The organism is Apilactobacillus ozensis DSM 23829 = JCM 17196, assembly GCF_001435995.1.
Classification (GTDB): domain Bacteria; phylum Bacillota; class Bacilli; order Lactobacillales; family Lactobacillaceae; genus Apilactobacillus; species Apilactobacillus ozensis.
On record NZ_AYYQ01000001.1, the window covers coordinates 57,768 to 80,016 of the forward strand.

The following is a 22,249-nucleotide window of genomic DNA, read 5'->3' on the forward strand; positions in this document are numbered from 1 at the left end:
TAATCCCAAAGAAAATAACACTATTAAGCATTAATTCTTAACAGTGTTATTTTTTAATTACAAATTATTCAGGTTTAGATGATGTTAATGATAGATTGCTCCAGAATTCATTATTACCAGGTCTTATATCATAACCCTTAACACGTTTATTAACAGGATACCAGTTTAATCCCATTGATGTTGGTATATATGCAGCTTGTTCCTGCATATATGTTTGCCAATCTTTAAATTGTTTGGCTCTGTAACTATCATTCCAAGCTTTATCATTATTCATATCATTAAGCAATTGAGTATTTTTCTTGGTAGCAAAATGAGCCATGTTGAAAGATGCACCGGAACCATAAAATCCTGTAGGCGTAGGCTCAGAAGCTGTTCCAAATGCCCCAGAAAATACATCAAATTGATCTTGTTTTGGTTTTTCTAGAATGGCATAGAACTTGTTCATATCCATTGGACGACCACCAGCAAATTGAGCATTCAGGCCTAGCTTTCTCCATTGTTGTAGATAGTAATTATATTGTGCTTCACCTACAGGAGTACTTGTCATAGCACCATAATTGATGGTAAGTGGTTTTCCATTTGGTTGAACACGCCATTTACCCTTCTTTTTATAACCGGCCTGGTCTAATAGTTGATTAGCTTTTTTCATATTTAGCATATAACGTGGTGATTTGCTATTGTAGTATTTCTTGTAGTATGGCGAAATTAGTGAATTTGGATACCATGCTAAGCCATTATTAAACTTCTTACGTAATGCTCCAATATCTAGTGCGTAAAGCATTGCTTGACGAAGTTTCAAATTAGCCATTTTGGTGTTTTTATCCATAACATTTTGTTGGGTCTTGGTATCCATATGACCTAAGTTAAATGCAAGATAAGAGTATTGACTTTGTGGGCCTTCTAGTGTATTCCCCATACTTCCAACGGTAGTATAATTATTCATTTTGCTTACTTGAGGATAATCACTACTAATTCCACCACTAATAGAAAAGTCGAATTGTTTAGACTTCAAAGAACTAACAAAATTACTTGTGTTAACAACTTGAATGTCAACATGCTTAATTTGTGCTTGTTTACCATAGTAGTACTTGTTAGGTACCCAAGAAGTTGATTCACCAACAACTTGTTTACTCATCTTGTAAGGACCAGCCCAAATTGGGTTTTTACGAATTTGTGAAGACGAACCTAACTTAGAAATTGGAACATTCTTAATGTATTCATAAGGTTCAATTGAGGACCACATATATGAGTTTCCACCATATTGAAGTGAAGGAGCAAATCTATTGTAGTGAATAACTACCTTATTACCTTTAGGACCGTCTGGCATCTTAATACCTGAAATGGTTTTGGCTTTACCAGCATGGTAAGCTGCCATCCCATCAATCGCTTGCCAATCATCAGAGTATTGTTGAGAAGTAGTATCTTTAGCTGCAATAATTTCATATGGATACTCTACATCTTTAGCAGTGATTTTAGAGCCATTCGACCATTTAGCGTTATCACGCAAAGTAATCGTTGCTGTTTTTGATTTCTTATCTAGTTTCAGATTTGCTAATCCACCATCAACAACTTTATTATCAGCATCGGTTTTAAATAGCGAAACTGATCCAGGAGCATATACATCACCGTCTTCACCATTAGTTTGCAACGATGGTGATGTCATCCCAACGAATGGTGATGAATTATATTCAGCAACTTTCAAGGTCCCATTGTTATATGTAGACGTAGATTTTGCTTTATTATCATAGTAATCAGACATTTTAACTGATGGCTTTAATCCAGATTTAGCTTCATTATTGCCACCATTATTTGAACATGCGGCTAATGTTAATGCTGAAACCATTGTAATTCCAGCAGCTAGCCATTTTTTATAAGCTTTCATAATAAAATTCCCCCTAATTATTTAAAACCTTAAACTAAAAAACCACCACCACCTTTAATGGAATTAATCAAAATTTAGTCTGTGCTGCGTCTTTGTGTGGAGTTAGTTGCTCTACGCAAAGCTGCACCAATGTAACTAATTGCCAAACATAGTAAGATAATTTCAATAGTTGCAGGCAACCAAGTCCACCAATAAATAGTGATGTTATCTGCATCATTTGCATTTGCAATCAAGGTTCCTAATGAAGGTGTGCCAACTGGCAATCCAAAACCTAAATAGGAAAGACCAGTTTCAACCCCAATATTTTCAGCAAATGAAATTGTCGTATCAACGATAATCAATGAAGAAATATTGGGCATGATTTGTTTAAAAATAATGCTTAAATTACTACTACCAGATGTTTTAGAAGCTGAAACATAATCTTTTTGTGATTCAGCTAATACTTGTGAACGAATCAATCTTTGGGTTCCCATCCAGTAAAATAGCGAAAGTAATAAAGTTAAAGTAATTGCGTTGTAGTTTGGAATGATATTAACAATTTCAATAATAATCATAAAAGATGGAATAATCATCATGAAATCATAAACTCTTTGCATTGACAAATCAGCTACTTTACCAAAATATCCGGATATTAAACCATAGCAAATTCCGAATGCAGAAGAGATAACCGTTAAACCTAAAGCGATTAAAATTGAATTTCTTGATCCAACAATCAATTGTTCTAAAATAGGTCTACCACCAGCATCTGCTCCTAACAAAAAGTCAGAAGTAAATGGTTTCGCAAAATAATTCATAATATTGGTTTGCATCATTTGCGAAACGTTAATAAACATCGAAGCGATAATAACGAACAAGATAAATGCAACTAAAAATATTAATGAAAACAAGGCCATCTTATCAGCTTTAAATTCTTTCCAAAGAATTTTAAATGTCGATGGAGTGGCATTATTCTTTGCTTCTTCGGATAACTTAATTAAATCTTCTTTAGAGAGTTGCGCTCCGGTTTGTACACTTTTTTGCATTTAAACACCTCCTATTCAACACGAATTCTTGGATCAACTACACTTAACGCAATATCTGAAAGTAGTGTTCCTAATAAACTTAAGAAACCATATAGTAGAACTAAAGCGGTCATAACCGTATAATCACGGAAGTTAACTGCATTTAAGAATAGTAACCCCATACCTGGGTATGAAAAGATTTGTTCTGTAAATAGTGAACCACCTAATACTCCAACAATTGAGTAACCGGCAAAAGCTGCGATGGGTAGAAAGGCATTTCGCATAATATGATGTTTATAAATGTCTTTCATTGGTACCCCCTTAGCTTGGGCAGTTTTAACATAATTTGACTTTCTAGCATCGATGACTCCTGAACGTAGGTATTGAGTAATCCCTGAAGTCGCAAATAAAGCTCCTAAAGTTGCTGGTAAAATCATGTGGTAGATTTTAGATAATACAACTGGTAAAAATCCACTAGCACTTGGTGAAACTGAACCGTTAGTTGGGAAGAGGTTTAAATCGTATCCAAAAATCCAACAACCGATAACTAACACGACGAAAAATGGAATTGACATAGTAACGTAAGTGTAAATTCTTACCAAAGCATCTTGTAACTTACCTTCGTGTCTACCTGCATATAATCCCATTGGTAAACCAATAGCGTAGGTCATTATCATTGTTAAAAATGATAGCCAGAAAGTATTTACCGCTCTTTCAGCAATCAAACGGGTTACTGGTTCTTGATATTGATAACTATTCCCCAAATTACCGTGGAACAGTGAAACTACCCAGTTCCAATATTGTTGATACCATGGATCATAAAGTCCGTTGATTCGCATTAAATGATGAATTTGTGACATGGAAGCTTTAGGATTAATTGATCCAGTAAATGGGTCCCCAGGCAATTGCTTAGAAATAATAAACACAATTACACTTAAAATTACTAATTCTGGAATCATTATTAAAACACGTCTTAAAATTGTTTTCCACATATCTAATCACTTACCTTCCCAGAGCCACTTTTTAATAAATTAACTCTATTTTTTGGAATCGCTGCAAAATGTGTATCAGATATTTTTTGAAGTGGTAAAGCTTCACCATTTTTATCATAGTATTCGTCTTTATGCTCCTGATACATTTTTTCTACTGCTAAACGATTCTCATGATGCGCTTTTCTTTGATTAACATTAGTCTCTGGAATGGCAGCCAAAAGTCGTTCTGTATAAATATGCATTGGGTGATTATAGATGTCGTCCTTAGTTCCAACTTCGACTAATCTCCCACGATTCATAATCGCAATATGATTACACATATGTCTAACTACCCCTAAATCATGTGAAATAAAGAGATAGGATATATTAAATTTAGCTTGAATTTTTTTCATAAAATTAAGCACTTGGGCTTGAACTGACAAATCCAAAGCTGAGACTGGTTCGTCAGCTACAATTAATTTAGGATGTGTAGCCACTGCTCTAGCAACCCCAATTCTTTGACGTTGACCACCTGAGAATTGATGCGGATATTTATATAAAGCTTCTGGTCCCAACCCCACAATATCTAGTAACTGAATAACGCGAATTTTCTCTTCTTCTTTAGAAAGTTTTTCAAAGTTACGCAATGGCTCAGCAATAATATCAGCAATTCTTTTTTCAGGGTTCAAACTTAACTGTGGGTCCTGAAATATCATCTGTACTTCTCGGTTGTATTTTAATTTTCGTCTGGTTAATTTTTTAGTAATATCCATCCCTTGATAATAGATATTCCCCTTGGTGGCGTTTTCTAAACCAACGATTGCCTTACCAGTCGTTGATTTGCCTGAACCAGATTCACCAATCAAACCGTATGTATCACCTTGATGAATAGTTATCGTAACTCCATCAACAGCCTTAACATTGTCTACAATACGGTTCCAAAATCCACCTCTAACTGGATAATGAACCCTTAAATTATTAACTTTTAATAGTTCTTTATTTTTCATACAAAATACCTTCTTTAATTAATCATTAGGAAAATGAAAATTTTTATAACAAGTACATCTTACCCAGTGATGATTTTCTACTTCATGCATCTTAGGATTAGCTTCATGGTCAGATGATGGTATCCATGGGATTCTAGGTGCAAATCGGTCGCCTTGCTCAGGCATTTTCTTTAAAGAAGGTACACTACCTTCAATTACATATAATTCGTCACCTTCATTTTCTTTTTGTGGCATTGAACGTAACAATGAACGTGTGTAGGGATGCATTGGATTATTAAATATCTCTTCTACTGAGGCTAATTCAACAATTTGTCCAGCATACATAACAGCAACTCGATCAGCTGTTTCAGCAACTACACCTAAGTCATGCGTGATTAAAATAATTCCACAATGATTAGTTTTTTGAATATCTTTTAATAAATCTAAAATTTGGGCTTGAATAGTAACATCCAAAGCAGTCGTTGGTTCATCAGCAATAATTAAATCTGGTTCACAAGCAATCGCCATCGCAATTACGACTCTTTGACGCATTCCACCAGATAACTGATGAGGAAATTGATGTGCAGTTAATTTTGGATTTACAATTCCTACTTTATCTAATAATTCTAAGACCCGTTGATATCTTTTTTCTGCATTATCATCAGTGTGATAAACCAATGATTCTGCAACTTGATCTTCAATTCGCTTAAGTGGATCTAACGCAGATAATGGATCTTGAAATATCATGCCAATTTTGACACCACGAACTTCATTTATTTTTTTCTCATTTAAATCTAATAAGTTTTGACCCTCAAAAACAATTTTACCTTCACTTTTAGCTTCTTTACTATCTTGGAGGCGCATAATAGTTTCAGCTAAAGTTGATTTACCACAACCAGATTCACCCACCAATGAGAGAATCTCATCTCGGTTAACACTTAGGTTAATGTCTGAAATAGCCTTATAAAACTTACCATCAATTTTAAATGCGGTACTGACGTTTTGTACATCTAATACTGATTCACTCACTATAACTTCCTCCTTTTCAAAACATTATTTATTTACCCTAATAAAATTTAATGTAATTCTAATCTTATTTTAATTTATTTTCAATGTTTTTTGACAAAAAAAGCAATTTTACAAAAAATATAGTTATTAATTTGACATTTTTAAAATTATGATATATAGTAATACCAATGTGTTAGATAGGTTCGAGTTAAAGGTTACTTGTTTTATATGTTTTATGAAATAACTTCCTTGAACGATTCAAGCTTTATTATGATACATTAGAAATTTATAGCGCTATGCGCAACGGAGGTTTCATATTATGAAACAAGGTACTGTTAAATGGTTTAACGCCGATAAAGGTTACGGATTTATTACTACTGAAGATGGCGATGTATTCGTTCACTTCTCAGCTATCAACAAAGACGGCTTCAAGACTTTAGAAGAAGGCGAAAAGGTTTCATTGGACGTTGAAGAAGGCGACCGTGGACCACAAGCTGCTAACGTTACACCTGTTGAAGGTTAATTCGTTAGTTAACAAAAAAGAGTTATCGTTAATTCGATAACTCTTTTTTTGTGCAAATGTTTTAATTTATCTTAAAGTGCATGTACTTAGATACAAAGATAACTAATGATTGGATTGGTTCACGCATCCCATCTTCAGTCCAAGTAATTATTATTTCGGTTAATCCACCAGCTATTAATGAAACTAATAACTTTGAAGATTGTTCACGAGTTTCTAAAACTTCTTCATTTATCAAAGTGGAAATATAACGTTTTAAATTTTCTAATAAAAACATGGATAGATTGTTTTTTATGATTATTTCCATCATAGTTTGATCTTCTTTAATTAATTCAAAAAAAATTGTGGCAATGTCAGTTAAATTATGTGAGTGACTAGTTGCTAATCTTTGTACAAAAGTAGTAAATGCACTATCAAAACGATAAGCTAATACATCTTTTTTACTATGAAAATTGCGATAATAAGTCATACGTGACACTCCCGCATCCTCACATATGTCTTTGACATTTATATCATCAAATGACTTATTTTTTAACAATTCAAACATAGATGTAACTATTTTGTTTTTTGTAGAAAATTTATCTTTCATTATTTTGCCTCAATTCAGTAATACTTAATTACTAGGTTTAACATAACTTAATCATACATCAAAATGATTATGAGCATATTTTTATACATTTTTATAAATAGAACTATAATAGAAATTGAGCTTACATATAAACAAGGAGGAATTTAATTATGGCAGAAACTGCAGAAGAAAAACTTGAAGAAAAAACAAAGGTATTGGATACACCAATGAATGAAGAATTTGATTGGTCAGATGACAAGAACCCAGTTCGTGATGCTTTATGGAATCACTACATGGATAACAACAACAAAGACACTATGAAGACTGAATCCGAAATGGAAAAGTACTTAGACATGAGTAATGAAGATGTCAAAAAGGCTGCTGTTGATCTATTAAAGAAATAGATTAAATTACAATTCGACGCTCCTTTTTTAAGAAACGTTTAAGTAAGCTCAACTTAAATTAAATAGAAACGCCAATAAAAGGAACCGACTGCTTTAAGCATTCAGTTCTTTTTTTAGTCCAATAATTAAATCTTTATCGACGTACTCAGAAGTAAATCTTTGTAACGGAGTGTACTCATGACGGTGATTGAATTTAACGTCATACACGGCTATAACTGCGACCATCATATTATTTTCGGTTAAGAAAACTTGTCCTAATTTTTTAAAATTACCTTTAGTATGTTTTCCGGTTCGCCAATTATGAAATTTATAATTACCATTGTCATCTTTTTTTATTATATATTGTCCAGAAGAGTTAGTTTCTACAGGTACACCGACATATCGATGAACTTCATATTTTTCCTTAATGTTAATCATTCCTTTGATATGTAATAACTAAATTCTATCATTAAAGCCAGCATAATACATTATTTTTAGATAAGTAAATATGATGTATAATAATACTACAATATTATGGGAGATGTTAACATTAACGATAAAAATACTTTAAAAGCAAGAATTATGGCCCTAGTATGCGGATTAATACTAAATGCATTCGGTAATGCACTTACAATTGTATCTAGCTGCGGATCTGGAATCTGGACAGCAGCGGCCGTTAACATTAATAAGTTATTGGGTTTTAATTTAGGCCTTTTAATTTTCACTTTTGGAATAATAAATGCTATCACAAATCAAGTACTTTTAAGACGCATTGACATTCCCAGGTTCGTTGAAGAAATTATATTCATCTCAGGATTTAGTTATTTTATAAACATTTTCACCAGACTATTCACTACTTTGGGATGGGAAAATAGTGCCATTTGGATTAGAATTCCGATGTCACTCATTGGTGTAATGTGCTTTTGTACTGCCATCTCTTTGTATCAAAGAGCTAATCTATTTATGCATCCTAACGATGATACTACCAACATTTTACGATTTAAATTTTTAAATGGTAGTGCTGTTTTGTCACAATTGATTGATATGATTCCACCAATCATTATAATAATTGTATGCTCTATTCCTTTAGGTCAGGTCTATTCTGTAGGTGTTGGAACCATTTTTTCTGTTATTTGTAACGGTATAATAATTCAAAATGCTGATAAATTAGTATTTCCTAGTTTGAAACATAATAAAAATATTAATGAACAACTTCAAAATAAAAGAGAATGATTTTTTAATCATTCTCTTTTTGTTTATGCATATTGCAAGTTATCATAATCCACGTCAATATAAAAATTATCCACGCAAACAAGGAAATCAACATTAATATATAAACATATTTATCAGCATTGTATTCAATTGTAATATTATTTTTTCCTTTTTTAGATTGTAATAACATCGCTCCAATAGAAGATGTTTTAACATTATCTAACTTTTTACCATTGAATACTACTTCAGTGTTTTTATATTTCACAACCGGCACTCTAATGACACGGTTGTGTTTAGAATTCCAAGTTACGTTTAAGCGGCCATTATAATCTACCAAATAATTAAATTTATGATGATGATTAATAAACTCTAAGTTATATAGTCGATATGGATGCAAATTATAGTATTGCTGAGCATCATATTTATGATCAACTGGTAAGTAATCAGGTGTCCCCTTGTCCATTAAAGAAAACACTGTCGATAAATTGGAACCAACAAAAGCATCTCGGACTTCATGAGCACTAAAATGCTTTTTAAAGTAAACATTGCTATGCATCGAAATCACTTTATCAGAATGCCAGGCATCAATTTGTTTATATTGATTATTAATGATTTGCGTATAATTAGTAACAATTAACAATAGCGCCATAAAAGCAATCTTTATTAAGTCATTACGTAAAATTAAATCACTGCTCATTAATTTCCCAAATGTTAACAAAATTAAAACGTATGCCACTGTAACAAAGCGTTTAGGTGATTGGATATTAAAAGCAATACTTGGCACTAAGGATTGTAAAGCATCCCAAGGAAATAATTTAGTCGAAATTAATAAAAAGATTAATCCAACAATTCCAAAAATCCTTAAATCCAAGCTAATTGTTCTAAATTTCCAAACGAAAACTATAATAAAACAACCTATGATAATTAAATACGTTAACGGAATAAATTGAAGTACATCATTGTCTAAAAAACTTAACCCGACCGTTCCTACACTCATGTGTTCTCTAGGAAACACGGGCAATAAGTGATTAGAAGTGAAGGTTTCTAGCATAACTGACCATACATTAGCTGTTAAAACTAGCGTTAATCCAATAGATAAAAACAACTTTTTTAAAATATCTAAACGATTAGTAGTTTTCATAAAAGTAGTAATAAAAAACGGTATTAAAGCTAGCGCAGAAATTAAACTGGTCATCACATGGACTTGTAAAACTAATGACATAACAAAAGCTAAACTAAAGACATTAATATCTAGCTTTTTAAGCATCAAAGTTCCCTGTACAATTACCAGCGGAGTAACGGCTGCTCCTAATCCTGTAAACTGATTTCCGTTGACCCACTCCATAATTGGTGGGCATAACATAAACAGTAAACCTAAAAAAGTTGAAAAAATCATGTTGATATCATTTTTTCTACATAGGTAATACATAGAAGCACCAGCTACAAACATAACTAAAACCGAAGTTATCAGCTGAAAATGAAACCAGCTACCTGCACATAAAACAATTAGTCCCATTAAATAAGCTAAACCAGGTCCATAAAGACTATTAACCATTCTTCCTGAATGTTCAAAACCGAACTGCGATATAAAATAGTTAAAGTGACCCGTTTTTATTTGCATTGCTGTATCATAAAAACGGTTTATATGGAAAATAGTATCTACTCCAACAATAGTTGCCCGATTAATAATTTGCGGCAATACGAAACAAATAGCAATAATTAATATTAGTAAGTAAGGCCAGATTCGGCACAATCTATTTTTTAGAATAATACTTTACTCCCCTCTTTAGCAACCTTAAAATAAAATATCCGATAAGAATGATCCAACTAATGGAAGTTATCCACAATAAGATAGTTAACCAGTGTTCAGGTTGATATTTAACCTCAATAACATTTTTCCCCGATTTCATATTTAAATAGATCGAGCCAATATGAGAAGTCTTAACATTTTTTTGTAATACGTTATTCAAATAAATCTGAGTATTATGGTATTTAATAACTGGCAATTCAATCGTTTTATTACCATTATTATTTTCATATATTAATTTTAAATTACCCTTAGTATTTACAGACTTTTTCAAAGGTAATCGATTTTCAATAATTCTTTGATCATAATTTCCATATGGATGATAATCAAAATAATTAGTTGGCGTTACTTTATAGTCAATTGGCAAATAGTCAGGAGTAGCTTTCGTTAGAGCTTTAATTGCGTACTCAGCATCCCTACTTCTTAAACTATTTCTAAGTTGATTATTATCATAAGACTGGTAGTGAACGTTATAGTCATTATATAAAACGCCTGGCGAATTGTAGGCCTTAACTCCTTGATGAATCAAAGTACTTCCTTGTAAGAATACTAAAATAACGGCTATGAAAGGAGTAACCAACTTCAGTAGATTAATTGATTTTGACGCTGATTTTTCAGTCATGATCATCCCAAAGCATAGTATAAGTAAGATAAATGCGATTACTGAGAATCTTCTAGGCATTTGGATAAAATAAGCAATCCCTGGCACTAACTTATAAAATGTATTCCATGGAAATAAGCATGATGAAATCCACAGAAAAAACATCCCGTTTAAAAATGTAACATGACTAATTAAAGTAATCTTTTTCCAAAAGATAATAAAGTACAAAATGACAAAAATAATTATCCCTGAGTAAATAGGATTTAAAACAAAAACGTGTTTACCAAATAAAGCAATTGAATCAGATGCCATTTCAGTTTGTGGTGCAACTGGTAATAATTTATTTTTGCTATAAACCTCAAGCATACCGCCCCACACGTTAGCAGTTAGTGCTAAGGTAATAAATACTGTTGAAATCGCATTTAGAAACATTTTTTTACGATTATTAGAATAATAAAATCCATAAAAAAAGAATGGAATTAATGCACAAGCCCCAATTAAACTACTCATAATGTGTGTCTGTAATAAAAGCGTCATTGGTATTGCTAATAACAAAATTCTAACACGATGGGCTTTGGCCATGTCTAATCCAGAAATCATTAAGAACGGAAGCAAAGCTGCTCCCCATCCAGTGAACTGCTCGCCTACGACCCAGGCCATTACCAGGTTAGATAACATATATATAATTGCAACTACTAAAGCATTAAATTTATCAACATTTAACTTAAAAGATAGGTGATACATAGTAGCACCACTTAAAAATAAAACTATCGTAGATGACAATAATTGGTATCGAAACCAACTACCACCTATCAATAGTAACAAACCATTAAAGTATGCTGATAATGGGCCATAGAGTGGATTAACCATTCTTGCTGATTGCTGAAAGCCAAACACAGATAGAAAATAATTATACCTGCCAGTTTTCATCTGCATTGCTGTATCATAAAAGCGATTCATATGAAAAACAGAATCAATTCCCACAATTGTAGACTTCGAAACTATTTGCGGCAGCAATAATAGTATCGCTGCTGCAAATATCAATAGGTATGGAAATAAGCGAGAAGCCTTTTTCATGATGTTAGCTTCCTTTCTTAGAGACTATTAATTAACCATTTTTATCAATGCTTAATTTACGATGTGAACGCTGTAAAATGAAGATGGCTAAAATAACTAACCCAGCTCCAAAAACTTTAATTAAGTTTAAACCAGTGTTGAAAAAAACAAAGCTAAGGATAAATGTTACTACCGGCTGAACCGCATCTACTAAACTAACTGCCTCTGATGGCGCAAATTTTAAAGCATGTAATATAATTAAAAATGGCAGAATCGTCCCGAATAAAATAATGGCCCCTATACCTAAAATAGTAAACAAACTAAGTTTAGGTGTATCAATCCAAATAGGTTGATGCAGATTAAAAATAATCCCTGCAACTAAAGTTCCCCACCCTAATACGACTACTGGCGGATATTTTTTCAGAACTGGCCTTGGTAATACAACATAAAAGGCTGCTGTGACTCCTGAAAGAATTCCCCAAATCAATGAGTTCATTGGAATGGACAATTTATGAATATCGCCTTGAGTAATTGATAGAAAAACCCCTAATAATGAAATTAAGAATACTACCATATCCGACTTCATTGGACGACGGTGTTGAAATACAATCGATCCAATTAATATAAATACTGGAGATAGGTATTGTAAAATGGTTGATGCGTCAGCATTTCCCGTCTGGACACTTAAATAAAAAGTCATTAAATTAGCGCCTAATCCCAAAACTCCATATGCTAATAACCATAAAATGACTGATTTATCTTTCCATACGTTAAATATTTCTTTGTGATACATAAAACCACCGATTGATAATAAAACAATTCCAGAAATTATTGTACGAGTCGATAAGAACCAACCTGCTGGTATCGATGCGTTTTGCGATACAAATTGTAATATTGTACCAGAAGTCCCCCATAAAGCAGACGCCAGCATCGCCCACATAATTCCCTTTAAAATATTTGTTTCTAAAATTCCTTTTTCACTTTCCATTTTTTCACCTCAAAAAAATAAAACCATAATTAATTTTAAATTAATCTAACTAAAAGTCAATCTAACTAAAAGTCAATCTAACTAAAAAAGCTAAGGTCATGTAAACCTTAGCTTTTTACTAATCTAATTTAGCTCGTTTTTGATGTGATTTTTGTAAAATATAAATTGCAACAATGATTAATGCTGAACCTAAAACTTCAATCATATCAATTTTCAAGCCTAAGAAAATAATACTTAAAATAAATGTAACTACTGGTTCTACCGCATCCACGATACTGGAAACTTCGGATGGTGCAAATTTCAAACTGTAAAGAACTGCGGAGAACGCAAAAATAGTTCCAATCAAAATAACTCCACCAATTCCTAAAACGATTCCCGTGTTTAATTTAGGAGCTCCAACCCAAAATGGATGATAAAGATTAAAACCAAATCCCGCAATTAAAGTTCCCCAGCCTAATACAACAAATGGTGAATTTTCTTCCATTAACTTTTTAGGAACGGAATAATAGATTGCAGCAGAAATAGCTGATAATAATCCAAAAACGATTGAAATCATAGGAATCGATAGTGAATGGAAATTACCCTTAGTAATTGCTAGAAAGACACCAACCAAAGCAATTAGGAAAGATATAACATCCACCAGCATTGGTTTCTTTCTTAAAAAGATAAGTCCATATAAGACAATAAATATTGGAGCCAAGTATTGTAAGATGGTAGCTGAAGCAGCGTTACCAGTTTGAATACTTACATAAAATGTTGACATATTTACTGCTAAACCGAAAATTGCATAAATAAATAATCTAATAATCGATTCTTTATTTTTAAAAACATCAAAAATTCTTTTACCAACATGTATATAACCAATTCCTAGCAATAACACACCAGCAAAAAGAGTTCTAACTGATATAAACCAGTTAGTAGGAACAGCTTCGTTTTTCGCAACGAATTGCATGATTGTTCCGGATACCCCCCATAGAGCCGCAGCTAATCCAGACCAAAATATACCACGCATGACATGTTCATGTTTCATTTCCATTTTTTACACCCCAAATAAAAATTACTTCTTATTATTTACATTCAATTTACTATGTGAAATACCATATCCGAAGTAAATAACCAAACCAATTATAAACCAAACTATAGCGATAATCCATGTTTCAGCAGGTAACTGAGTCATTAATCCTAGACACAACAATGTAGAAACGATTGGCAATATTGGATATAGTGGCACTTTAAATCCATCTTTATTATCAATATCTTTTCTTTTACGTAATGGAATAACTCCTAAAGATATGAAAGTAAATGCAATCAATGTTCCAATATTAACCAAACTAGCTAATTTACTTAATGAAACAAATCCACCCATAAAAGCAATAATAATCGTTACGATAATAACACTATGCTTTGGAATATTATTTTTACTATTAATCTTACCTAAAAACTTAGGTAATAAACCATCTCGACCAATTGAGTAAATCAATCTAGAGCTACTGTAAATCATAGTAACCATCATTGTAAACATTCCAGCTAAAGCACCTAATGAGATAATTCCGGATAGCTTACCTTGACCAACTACTTGTAAAGCAAATGCTACTGGATCAGAAACGTCCAATCTACTGTAATGAACCATTCCAGTTAAAACAATAGAAACTAAAATATATAAGGCTGTACAGATAATTAATGTACCAAAGATTCCAATCGGCATGTTACGTTTAGGATTTTTAACCTCAGCGGCAGACGATGACACACAATCAAATCCTAAGTACGCAAAGAATACTAATGAAGCCCCTTTAAATATTCCAGAAGTTCCGAAAGGTAAAAATGGTGTCCAATTACTTGGTTTAACGTAGAAGAACCCAACTATAACGAATAAAATTATGATTGCAATTTTTATTACAACGATGATACTGTTAATTCTAACTGATGATTTTAATCCAAAAGATAAAATCCAAGCAATTAATAAAACTATTAATACCGCAAACAAGTTAAAATAAGTTCCATGTGAGGGATCATAAAAACCAGTTAAAGCTTTTGGGATATGAATACCAAATCCACTCAATAACGACTGAAAATAAGCTGACCATCCAGAAGATACTGCTGCAACTGACAGCATATATTCTAAGACTAGCGCCCATCCTAGTATCCAACCGGTTAATTCACCAAACACTACACTTCCATATGAGTAAGCACTTCCTGCAATTGGTAATGCTGACGAAAATTCAGCATAACATAGCGCACTAGTAGAACAAACTAAAGTCGCTAATATAAAAGAAATTATAATTCCTGGACCTGTATGTTGTGCTGATACGGTTCCTGGAAGAATAAAGATTCCAGTTCCAATAACTGCACCTACCCCTAACATAATTAAATCTTTAGCAGTTAAAGTACGCTCTAGTTGATTATCACGAGCTAAATAATTATCTAAAGATTCTTTTTGATTCATTCTCGAAACAATCCCCGATATTTTTCCCATAAATATCCTCCTTGAAATAAAACGATAAAAAAAATCGCACTAGCTAGTTATTCACTGCTAGTGCGAAAAAACACTAGCCAAACAACTTACTTATAAGTTATCTGACTAGTGTTTTGGAAGTTTTATAGTAAGACACACTTTTAAAATTTCTCCTTCGAACTAGACAAGATAACTAGAAAAATTAAAGAAGAAATTATTAAAATTAGATATAGATGTTCGTCTATAAATTGTCATACCGTACCTCCGTTATTTATATCGTTAAATTAATTTAATGTAATTCTACATAATTTCTAATTTAATTGCAAGTAAAAAGAGACCTTTTTTACAAAGAGGTCTCTTTTTTAGATTATTTTCTATGTTTTCCTTCACCATAAGTTAATTGAATAAAACTTGGTATAGTTATCGGAATAATAATTACTAGAATAACTAAACCAACAATTACTCCCATAGCAACTTGAATTAGAGTTAAAACTCCAGAAGGCATTAATGCAGCAAAAGTGCCTCCTAAAATAACTGCTGCAGAAATAACTACGGTTCCGATTACAGAACATGCATGAATAATTTGTTGAGCGGGATTTGCATCAACATTATGATATTCACGATATTTCATCATTAAGAAGATGCTGTAATCAACACCTAAAGCAATTAACATTACAAATGTAAAGAATGGTGTATTCCAAGTCAGCATATTTTGGCCTAGTAAAGCACCACTAATCATCTTAGTAATTCCTAATGAAGCTACATAGGCAAATAACAATGTTCCTAAAATATACAATGGTTGTAAGATTGATCGAGTAATTACCATTAAAGCTACTGTAATTCCTATAACCATAATGATAGCTGTTCGCATAAAGTCAGAACTAGCAATTTTTCTAGTATCAGAAATGTTTGATGTTTGACCACCAATTGCCACTGTTGATGCAGATAAACTAGTTCCTTTTAAGTTATGTTCAACTTGACTTTGTAAATCATTTACTTGATTCATTGCAGTTTCAGAACTCGGATTATTATTTAGAACCAAAGTAATCTTAGCTGTTTTTTTGTCTTGTGATAAATAAGTGTCAACTGATTCTTTAAAGGTATCGCTCTTTAAAACTTTATTTGGAATATAGAAAGTATCGGCAGCTTGTGACTTACCTAATGCTTTTAGATATTCATTAGATTGTCCCATTCCATTGCCAATTTGTTTAAGACCTTTATTAGCCTTCTTCAATTTAGCTTCCATAGCTTTTAATTGTTTAGCTAAGGTCTTAGTATCATTACCTATACTTTGAGTATCAGAAGCAATTCCTTGCAATCCACTAAGTGCGGCTTGTTGTTGGCTAGCTTGTTGTTGTAAAGCCATAGTCAAAATTCTAGTTTGTGCAACTGAAAGTGGTTGATTTACCGCAGCCATACGTTTTTGTAAAGCTTTTACAGTGGAACTTACTGACTGACCACTAGTAGAAGTTTGCATTGATTGTAGTGAACTTGCAATCGATTGTGCTGATTGACCAATGTTTTGTAATGACGAAGTATCAAAAGATGATTTAGTAGCGGCTTTATTAATTTTGTTCAAACCACTTTTAGCTTTACCCATTTTATTAGTTAGTGTGCCTAACTGATCACTAACATATAGTTGATCAACTGGCATTCCACTTGGTTGAGTAACTGAAGCAGCAGTTTTAATGCCCTTTTGATTACTTAATTGTGTTGTAACTCGGTCAATTTCATTTAAATCTTTTTCGTTATCTAAACGGTGATTAGACTTAATGTAAACTGTAGATGGTTCAGCAGTTCCTTTAGAGAAATGACCTTGAACAACTAATAATCCTTGTTTAGAAGGTACATCGTTATGCAATTCAACAGTGTCATCATAATTTAAGTTATTATGATAACTTACCATAAATGGAACTGTTACAATTAGTGCTACTACTAAAGCTATGATTGGTTGTTTGGTAGAAACTGAAGCAATCCATTTCCAAACTTTATTTTGACCTTCACCGTTAAAGTTCTTAGATGGCCAGAAAATATTTTTACCCAATAATGACATAAAGAATGGGTTCAATGTCGTTAGAACTAATAATAAGACTGCTACTCCAACGGCTACCCCAACTGCAGAACGGTAAATAGAGAAGTTAGCTAATCCTAAAGTAGCAAAACCAATTAGAACAGATAATCCTGAGAATAAGATAGTCTTACCGGCAACTTTTCTAGCATGAATGGTTGCCGTAACGTTATCCTTACCTCGACTGAGTTCTTCTTTAAACTGATTATATAAGAGAATATTGTAATCAGTTCCTATTCCAAATAGCACAACCACTAAAAATACCCTTGTAAAATTGGAAAGTGGGAAATTAAATGCTGAAACTAAATTCATTACAATACTTAGTGAAACAATTAATGAAACTCCCACCGTTAATAGTGAAATTAATGGTACTACTGGAGAACGGAAAACTAGTATTAAAACAATTAAAATAAAAATAGCTGCAATAACTTCTGTCTTCTTAATTCCATTTTCAGTTGAAACTCTAAAGTCATCATTTAAAATATCTCCACCAGTTACATAGGTGTATACACCTTCAGTCGAAACTGATTTAGATAGTTGTTGATTAATACTTTGAATTGAACGGTCTTTTGTGACGTTTAACTGCACTAATTCAGTTGTTTTATCTTTTGAAACTAATTGTTTCTGAGTTGCAGCATTATCAAATGGCGCGGTAATACCTTTTATACCATACTTATTTTTATTATCACGCAATTTTTGAATGGTACTATTGATATTACTTTGTTGAGTATTATCAATCGCCTTGTTACCAGTATTAAATACTATAACTGCTTCCGTCGTGTTGCTAATATTATGACCCCAACCGCCTTGAATCGATTGAGCCACTTGACTTTGCATGTTGGATGGTATTTTAGTTTGACCCTTTTGACTAACTAATGTAGACATGTTGGGTAAAAATACAATACTCAAAATAACTGCTACAAGCCAAGCAATTGCAACACCAGAATATTTCTTAATAAAATTTGGCATATTATGTTTCCTTTCTTTTAGCTTTCCGTATCAAAACTAATTAATTGATGAGGAGCTATGCGTTGTGAAGCAATAATGATTTTAGCAATATCCATTGGTTTTTCTGGATTATCTTTTTTAAGCCAAAAAATAACAATGTCCATTAATCGATCCATCATTAGTTCTTTAATGTAGTCTTTTGGAACTTCTGGATTATATCTAACCTTTCCAGACATATCATTAAAATATTTATTTACAACTTTATTAAATAGTTTTTTAGTTTTACCCACAAAAAAGGGATCACCTTTTTCACTTAATAAAGCTGCTAAGAGTTTTCGATTAGTATAAAAATAATTTAATGCTTTTATAACCACTGCTGAAGGTGCATCAGTTATTTCTTTTTGATAGCTATGATTTAATTCTTCAGGCATAAATTTATTTAATAAATCTTCTATATCTAGCATTAACTTACTCTCAACTTTGTCTAATAAATCAAACTTGTCTAAATAATGGATATAAAAAGTACCGCGACTAATCTTAGCCTGTCTGGTCAAATCAGTAACCTTAATATTGTTAAAGCCTTTTTGGTTAATCAAGATAATAAGCGAATCAATTATTGCTTTTTTAGTTTTTAGTATTCGCTCGTCTTGCTTCAATCACTCACCTCCTAATAAATTAACTATACAATGACTAATTATATTCATTTAGACAAACAAGTCAACACGGTGTTCATTATTTATAAAAATTAAAAAGGCAGCTATTAAATTAGCTACCTTTTTTAGCTCCTAATGAAAGAATAAAGACCGTGCTTAAAATCATAATTCCACCAAAAATTTCATAAACATTAAATGGCGTGTTTAAAAATAATATTGTGCCTAAAGTAGCTGATAATGGTTCAAAAGTGTTCAAAAGTCCAGCTACCGTTGGCGAAATAAATTTAAGACTGTTAATGAAACATAAGAACGAGGTCATAGTCCCAAATAGCACAATAAATGAAACTCCTAAAACCGTTCCTAAATTTAAATTAGGCATTTCATGCCAAAAGGGATGAATAATGGTGAAAATAAAGCCACCAATTATCATGGCCCATCCCACTACTAATAATGAGCTGAATTTCTTTAATAAATTAACGGGTAACATAGTTTGAATCGCTCCTGAAAGAGCTAGCAATAGACCTAAAGTTAAAGCTACATTGGTTATGGCCAAGTGAGTTAAATGTCCCTTCGTCACTAATAACCACGTTCCCATTAACGCTACTAGCACAGCAATTAATTCATATTTACTAGGTGCATGTTTATAAATAATGACCGTTAAAATTACTATAAAAACGGTTCCTAAGCTTTGTAAAATGGTTGCTGTCCCAGCGTTACTAGCTCTAACCGTTACCAAATATAAATATTGCACTGCTGATAATCCGAAGACTGCATACAGTAAAAAAACAATAACATTATTTTTACCCTTCCAGATCTTTAAAATATGTTCATGTTTAATGAACTTGGTGAATAATAATATTAAAATTCCAGAAACACCCATTTTGACGCCCATCAACCATTCAGGTGATAGATGATTATCCGCAAATAAATACTGTGATACTGGACCTTGAATTCCCCATAATAATGAACCAAAGATTGCCAAAAATGCGCCAAAAACTTTTTTATGTACATTCAATTTAAAAACTTCCAATCGTAAATTATTAACTTTTGCATTATAACATAGTTAACTGCCACGGTTATCTCGTAAAAAGCTTAAATAAAAATGCATACCACAATAAATGTAGTATGCATTTCTTAAATAATTAATCTTTGTAGTTTTTAGGTGAATCATCCCAGTGGTCAACTTCGTCCACGTATTCACCACCATGCCATGCAAAATTTTCATACCATAGACTACGTTTACCCTTATCTAGTTGGTTAATTGCATCCATTTCAGCTTCGGATAATTCAAAGTCGAAAATATCAGAATTTTGGATAATTCTGGCTTCGTGTGAAGACTTAGGAATGGTTACAAAACCACGTTGCCAATCCCAACGTAAAATAACTTGAGCAGCTGATTTATTATGTTTTTCAGCTATTTTATTAACTTCTGGATTTGATAAGGCTTCACCACCACCAAGAGGTGACCAAGCTTCTAATTGAATTCCAGCGTGATTGTTGAATTCCAAAATACCCTTTTCTTGGTTGATTGGGTTAGTTTCCATTTGGTTAACTGCAGGTACGATATCCGCATGATTCAATAAATCTTGTAGACGGTCATTGTCAAAGTTAGATACTCCAATTGCTCTAATTTTGCCTTGACGGTATAGTTCTTCCATTGCTTTCCAAGTATCAATGTACTTACCATCAACTGGCCAGTGAACCAAATATAAGTCTAAATAAGTTAAATCTAAACGTTTTAAAGTACCTTCTAAAGCGTTGATTGTACTTTCATAACCTTGGTCACCGTTAAATAACTTGGTGGTAATAAATAAATCTTTACGATTCATGCCAGTTTCAGCTAAGGCTTCTTTAATTCCTTCACCAACACCAGTTTCATTTCCGTATTGTTTAGCTGTATCAATTAAATGATAACCCTTTTTAATTGCAGTTTTTACAGATTCTTTTGCACTTTTATTATCAGTTTTCCAAACACCTAAACCTAATTTAGGCATTTTAACACCATTGTTTAAGGTGGTTGTTTGTTCTAGACCTTCTAATCTATCCATGAACGTGTTCCTCCTTTGAATTACTACTATTATATGCTATCGAAATTAACATTAAAATTCAACAATGCTGTTTACTATTTAGATAATCCATTAGGATGTTTTTCAACAAAATTCCAAGCGGATTGAATTATTTTTTCAACGTTTTCGTATTTGGGTTGCCAGTTAAGCACTGTACGAGCTTTAGTGGAATCGGCAATTAAAGTAGCGGGATCGCCAGGTCGTCTAGCTGCAAATTCAGCAGGAATTCCCTTATTGGTAACTTTACGAGCAGCGTCTAAAATTTCCATGTTAGAAAAGCCATGTGATGAACCCAAATTGAATACATCAGACTTACCACCATTTAAAAGATATTGCATAGCTAAAACATGTGCATCAGCTAAATCTACTACATGAACATAATCTCTAATGTTAGTTCCATCATTAGTATCGTAATTAGTTCCATAAATTTGCAATTTATCACGCTTACCCTCAGCAACTTGTAACACGATTGGAATCAAATGCGTCTCTGGATTATGGTTTTCACCAATGGAACCATCAACGCTGGCTCCACCAACATTAAAGTAACGTAAGGCGACTGAATTGATTCCATAAGCTTTATCAGCCCACTTCATAATTCTTTCAATAATTAGCTTACTTTCTCCATAAGGATTGGTTGGATTAGTAATATCAGACTCCTTGATTGGTACTTGCTTAGGTTCACCGTATACTGCGGCAGATGAAGAAAATACTAAATTTTTGACATGATATTTTTCCATCATTTCCAATAAAGTAATCATTCCATAAACATTATTGTCAAAATATTTAATTGGGTTATTCATCGATTCTGGAACTATTGAACTTCCCGCAAAATGTATAACTGCATCTATGCTTTCCTTATCAAAGATTTCACTCATAAATTCTTTATCACGAATGTCACCTTCATATAGTCTAGCCTTAGGATTAACACTTTTAGAATATCCCGTTGCTAAATTATCAACAACTGCAACATCATATCCATTTTTGATTAAATAATTAACCGTATGCGAACCGATATAGCCGGCTCCTCCTGGAACTAAAATCGTCATATTATTAAAACTCCCATCGAATTCTTTAACTCT

The 22,249-nt window shown here is 32.5% G+C and carries 20 protein-coding genes; 3 read left to right on the forward strand and 17 right to left on the reverse strand.

What is annotated here, in order from left to right; genetic code table 11:
• Positions 1-64: 64 nt before the first annotated feature.
• From FD06_RS00290 to FD06_RS00310, 5 genes are all read right to left on the reverse strand, one after another.
• A complete protein-coding gene (locus FD06_RS00290) occupies positions 65-1,882 on the reverse strand; it encodes an ABC transporter substrate-binding protein (protein ID WP_056965525.1) in 1,818 nt (605 codons plus the stop codon).
• Between the two features lie 74 nt (positions 1,883-1,956).
• Positions 1,957-2,904, reverse strand: a complete 948-nt coding sequence (locus FD06_RS00295) for an ABC transporter permease (protein WP_056965526.1) — start codon at positions 2,902-2,904, stop codon at positions 1,957-1,959.
• 11 nt (positions 2,905-2,915) lie between these two features.
• Entirely contained in the window at positions 2,916-3,875 is a 960-nt protein-coding gene (locus tag FD06_RS00300) for an ABC transporter permease (RefSeq protein WP_054657313.1), read from the reverse strand.
• A 2-nt stretch (positions 3,876-3,877) separates the two neighbouring features.
• Positions 3,878-4,861: an ATP-binding cassette domain-containing protein gene (locus FD06_RS00305; RefSeq protein WP_056965527.1), complete on the reverse strand. Its 984-nt coding sequence runs from the start codon at positions 4,859-4,861 to the stop codon at positions 3,878-3,880.
• Positions 4,862-4,879: 18 nt separating this feature from the next.
• Positions 4,880-5,869, reverse strand: a complete 990-nt coding sequence (locus FD06_RS00310) for an ABC transporter ATP-binding protein (RefSeq protein ID WP_420834738.1) — start codon at positions 5,867-5,869, stop codon at positions 4,880-4,882.
• 298 nt (positions 5,870-6,167) lie between these two features.
• On the opposite strand from FD06_RS00310, the gene FD06_RS00315 reads away from it, so the two are divergent.
• Positions 6,168-6,371, forward strand: coding sequence for a cold-shock protein (locus FD06_RS00315; protein WP_054657315.1), 204 nt, complete (start codon positions 6,168-6,170; stop codon positions 6,369-6,371).
• A gap of 61 nt (positions 6,372-6,432) precedes the next feature.
• Here the strand turns inward: FD06_RS00315 and FD06_RS00320 are convergent, their stop codons facing one another.
• Positions 6,433-6,957, reverse strand: coding sequence for a TetR/AcrR family transcriptional regulator (locus tag FD06_RS00320; RefSeq protein WP_056965529.1), 525 nt, complete (start codon positions 6,955-6,957; stop codon positions 6,433-6,435).
• Between the two features lie 149 nt (positions 6,958-7,106).
• On the opposite strand from FD06_RS00320, the gene FD06_RS00325 reads away from it, so the two are divergent.
• A complete protein-coding gene (locus tag FD06_RS00325; RefSeq protein WP_054657319.1) occupies positions 7,107-7,340 on the forward strand; it encodes a P8 family protein in 234 nt (77 codons plus the stop codon).
• 93 nt (positions 7,341-7,433) lie between these two features.
• On the opposite strand, the gene FD06_RS00330 is transcribed toward FD06_RS00325, so the two are convergent.
• Positions 7,434-7,748 (reverse strand): DUF7671 family protein, encoded by a 315-nt coding sequence (locus FD06_RS00330; protein ID WP_420834740.1) that lies wholly within the window; start codon positions 7,746-7,748, stop codon positions 7,434-7,436.
• Positions 7,749-7,901: 153 nt separating this feature from the next.
• Here FD06_RS00330 and FD06_RS00335 point away from each other — a divergent pair, with 153 nt between their 5' ends.
• On the forward strand, positions 7,902-8,552 hold the full coding sequence (locus tag FD06_RS00335; protein WP_054657430.1) for a DUF6198 family protein: 651 nt from the start codon (positions 7,902-7,904) through the stop codon (positions 8,550-8,552).
• 4 nt (positions 8,553-8,556) lie between these two features.
• On the opposite strand, the gene FD06_RS00340 is transcribed toward FD06_RS00335, so the two are convergent.
• The 10 genes from FD06_RS00340 to galE all read right to left on the reverse strand — a co-directional run bounded on the left by FD06_RS00340 (position 8,557) and on the right by galE (position 22,216).
• On the reverse strand, positions 8,557-10,230 hold the full coding sequence (locus FD06_RS00340; RefSeq protein ID WP_156403060.1) for a glycosyltransferase family protein: 1,674 nt from the start codon (positions 10,228-10,230) through the stop codon (positions 8,557-8,559).
• A 55-nt stretch (positions 10,231-10,285) separates the two neighbouring features.
• Complete coding sequence (locus FD06_RS00345; RefSeq protein ID WP_056965532.1) at positions 10,286-12,016, reverse strand: glycosyltransferase family protein; 1,731 nt, start codon at positions 12,014-12,016, stop codon at positions 10,286-10,288.
• A 31-nt stretch (positions 12,017-12,047) separates the two neighbouring features.
• The gene (locus FD06_RS00350) at positions 12,048-12,983 is read right to left on the reverse strand and encodes a DMT family transporter (RefSeq protein ID WP_056965533.1); all 936 of its coding nucleotides are present in this window, start codon (positions 12,981-12,983) and stop codon (positions 12,048-12,050) included.
• Between the two features lie 118 nt (positions 12,984-13,101).
• On the reverse strand, positions 13,102-14,013 hold the full coding sequence (locus tag FD06_RS00355) for a DMT family transporter (protein WP_056965573.1): 912 nt from the start codon (positions 14,011-14,013) through the stop codon (positions 13,102-13,104).
• A gap of 27 nt (positions 14,014-14,040) precedes the next feature.
• Positions 14,041-15,456: an amino acid permease gene (locus FD06_RS00360; protein ID WP_054657331.1), complete on the reverse strand. Its 1,416-nt coding sequence runs from the start codon at positions 15,454-15,456 to the stop codon at positions 14,041-14,043.
• 346 nt (positions 15,457-15,802) lie between these two features.
• Entirely contained in the window at positions 15,803-18,472 is a 2,670-nt protein-coding gene (locus tag FD06_RS00365) for an MMPL family transporter (RefSeq protein ID WP_054657333.1), read from the reverse strand.
• A 17-nt stretch (positions 18,473-18,489) separates the two neighbouring features.
• Entirely contained in the window at positions 18,490-19,107 is a 618-nt protein-coding gene (locus FD06_RS00370; protein WP_056965534.1) for a TetR/AcrR family transcriptional regulator, read from the reverse strand.
• A 109-nt stretch (positions 19,108-19,216) separates the two neighbouring features.
• Complete coding sequence (locus FD06_RS00375) at positions 19,217-20,119, reverse strand: DMT family transporter (RefSeq protein WP_056965535.1); 903 nt, start codon at positions 20,117-20,119, stop codon at positions 19,217-19,219.
• Between the two features lie 127 nt (positions 20,120-20,246).
• Positions 20,247-21,152 (reverse strand): aldo/keto reductase, encoded by a 906-nt coding sequence (locus tag FD06_RS00380; RefSeq protein WP_054657338.1) that lies wholly within the window; start codon positions 21,150-21,152, stop codon positions 20,247-20,249.
• A 74-nt stretch (positions 21,153-21,226) separates the two neighbouring features.
• On the reverse strand, positions 21,227-22,216 hold the full coding sequence (gene galE / locus FD06_RS00385) for a UDP-glucose 4-epimerase GalE (RefSeq protein ID WP_056965536.1): 990 nt from the start codon (positions 22,214-22,216) through the stop codon (positions 21,227-21,229).
• Between the last annotated feature and the right edge of the window lie 33 nt (positions 22,217-22,249).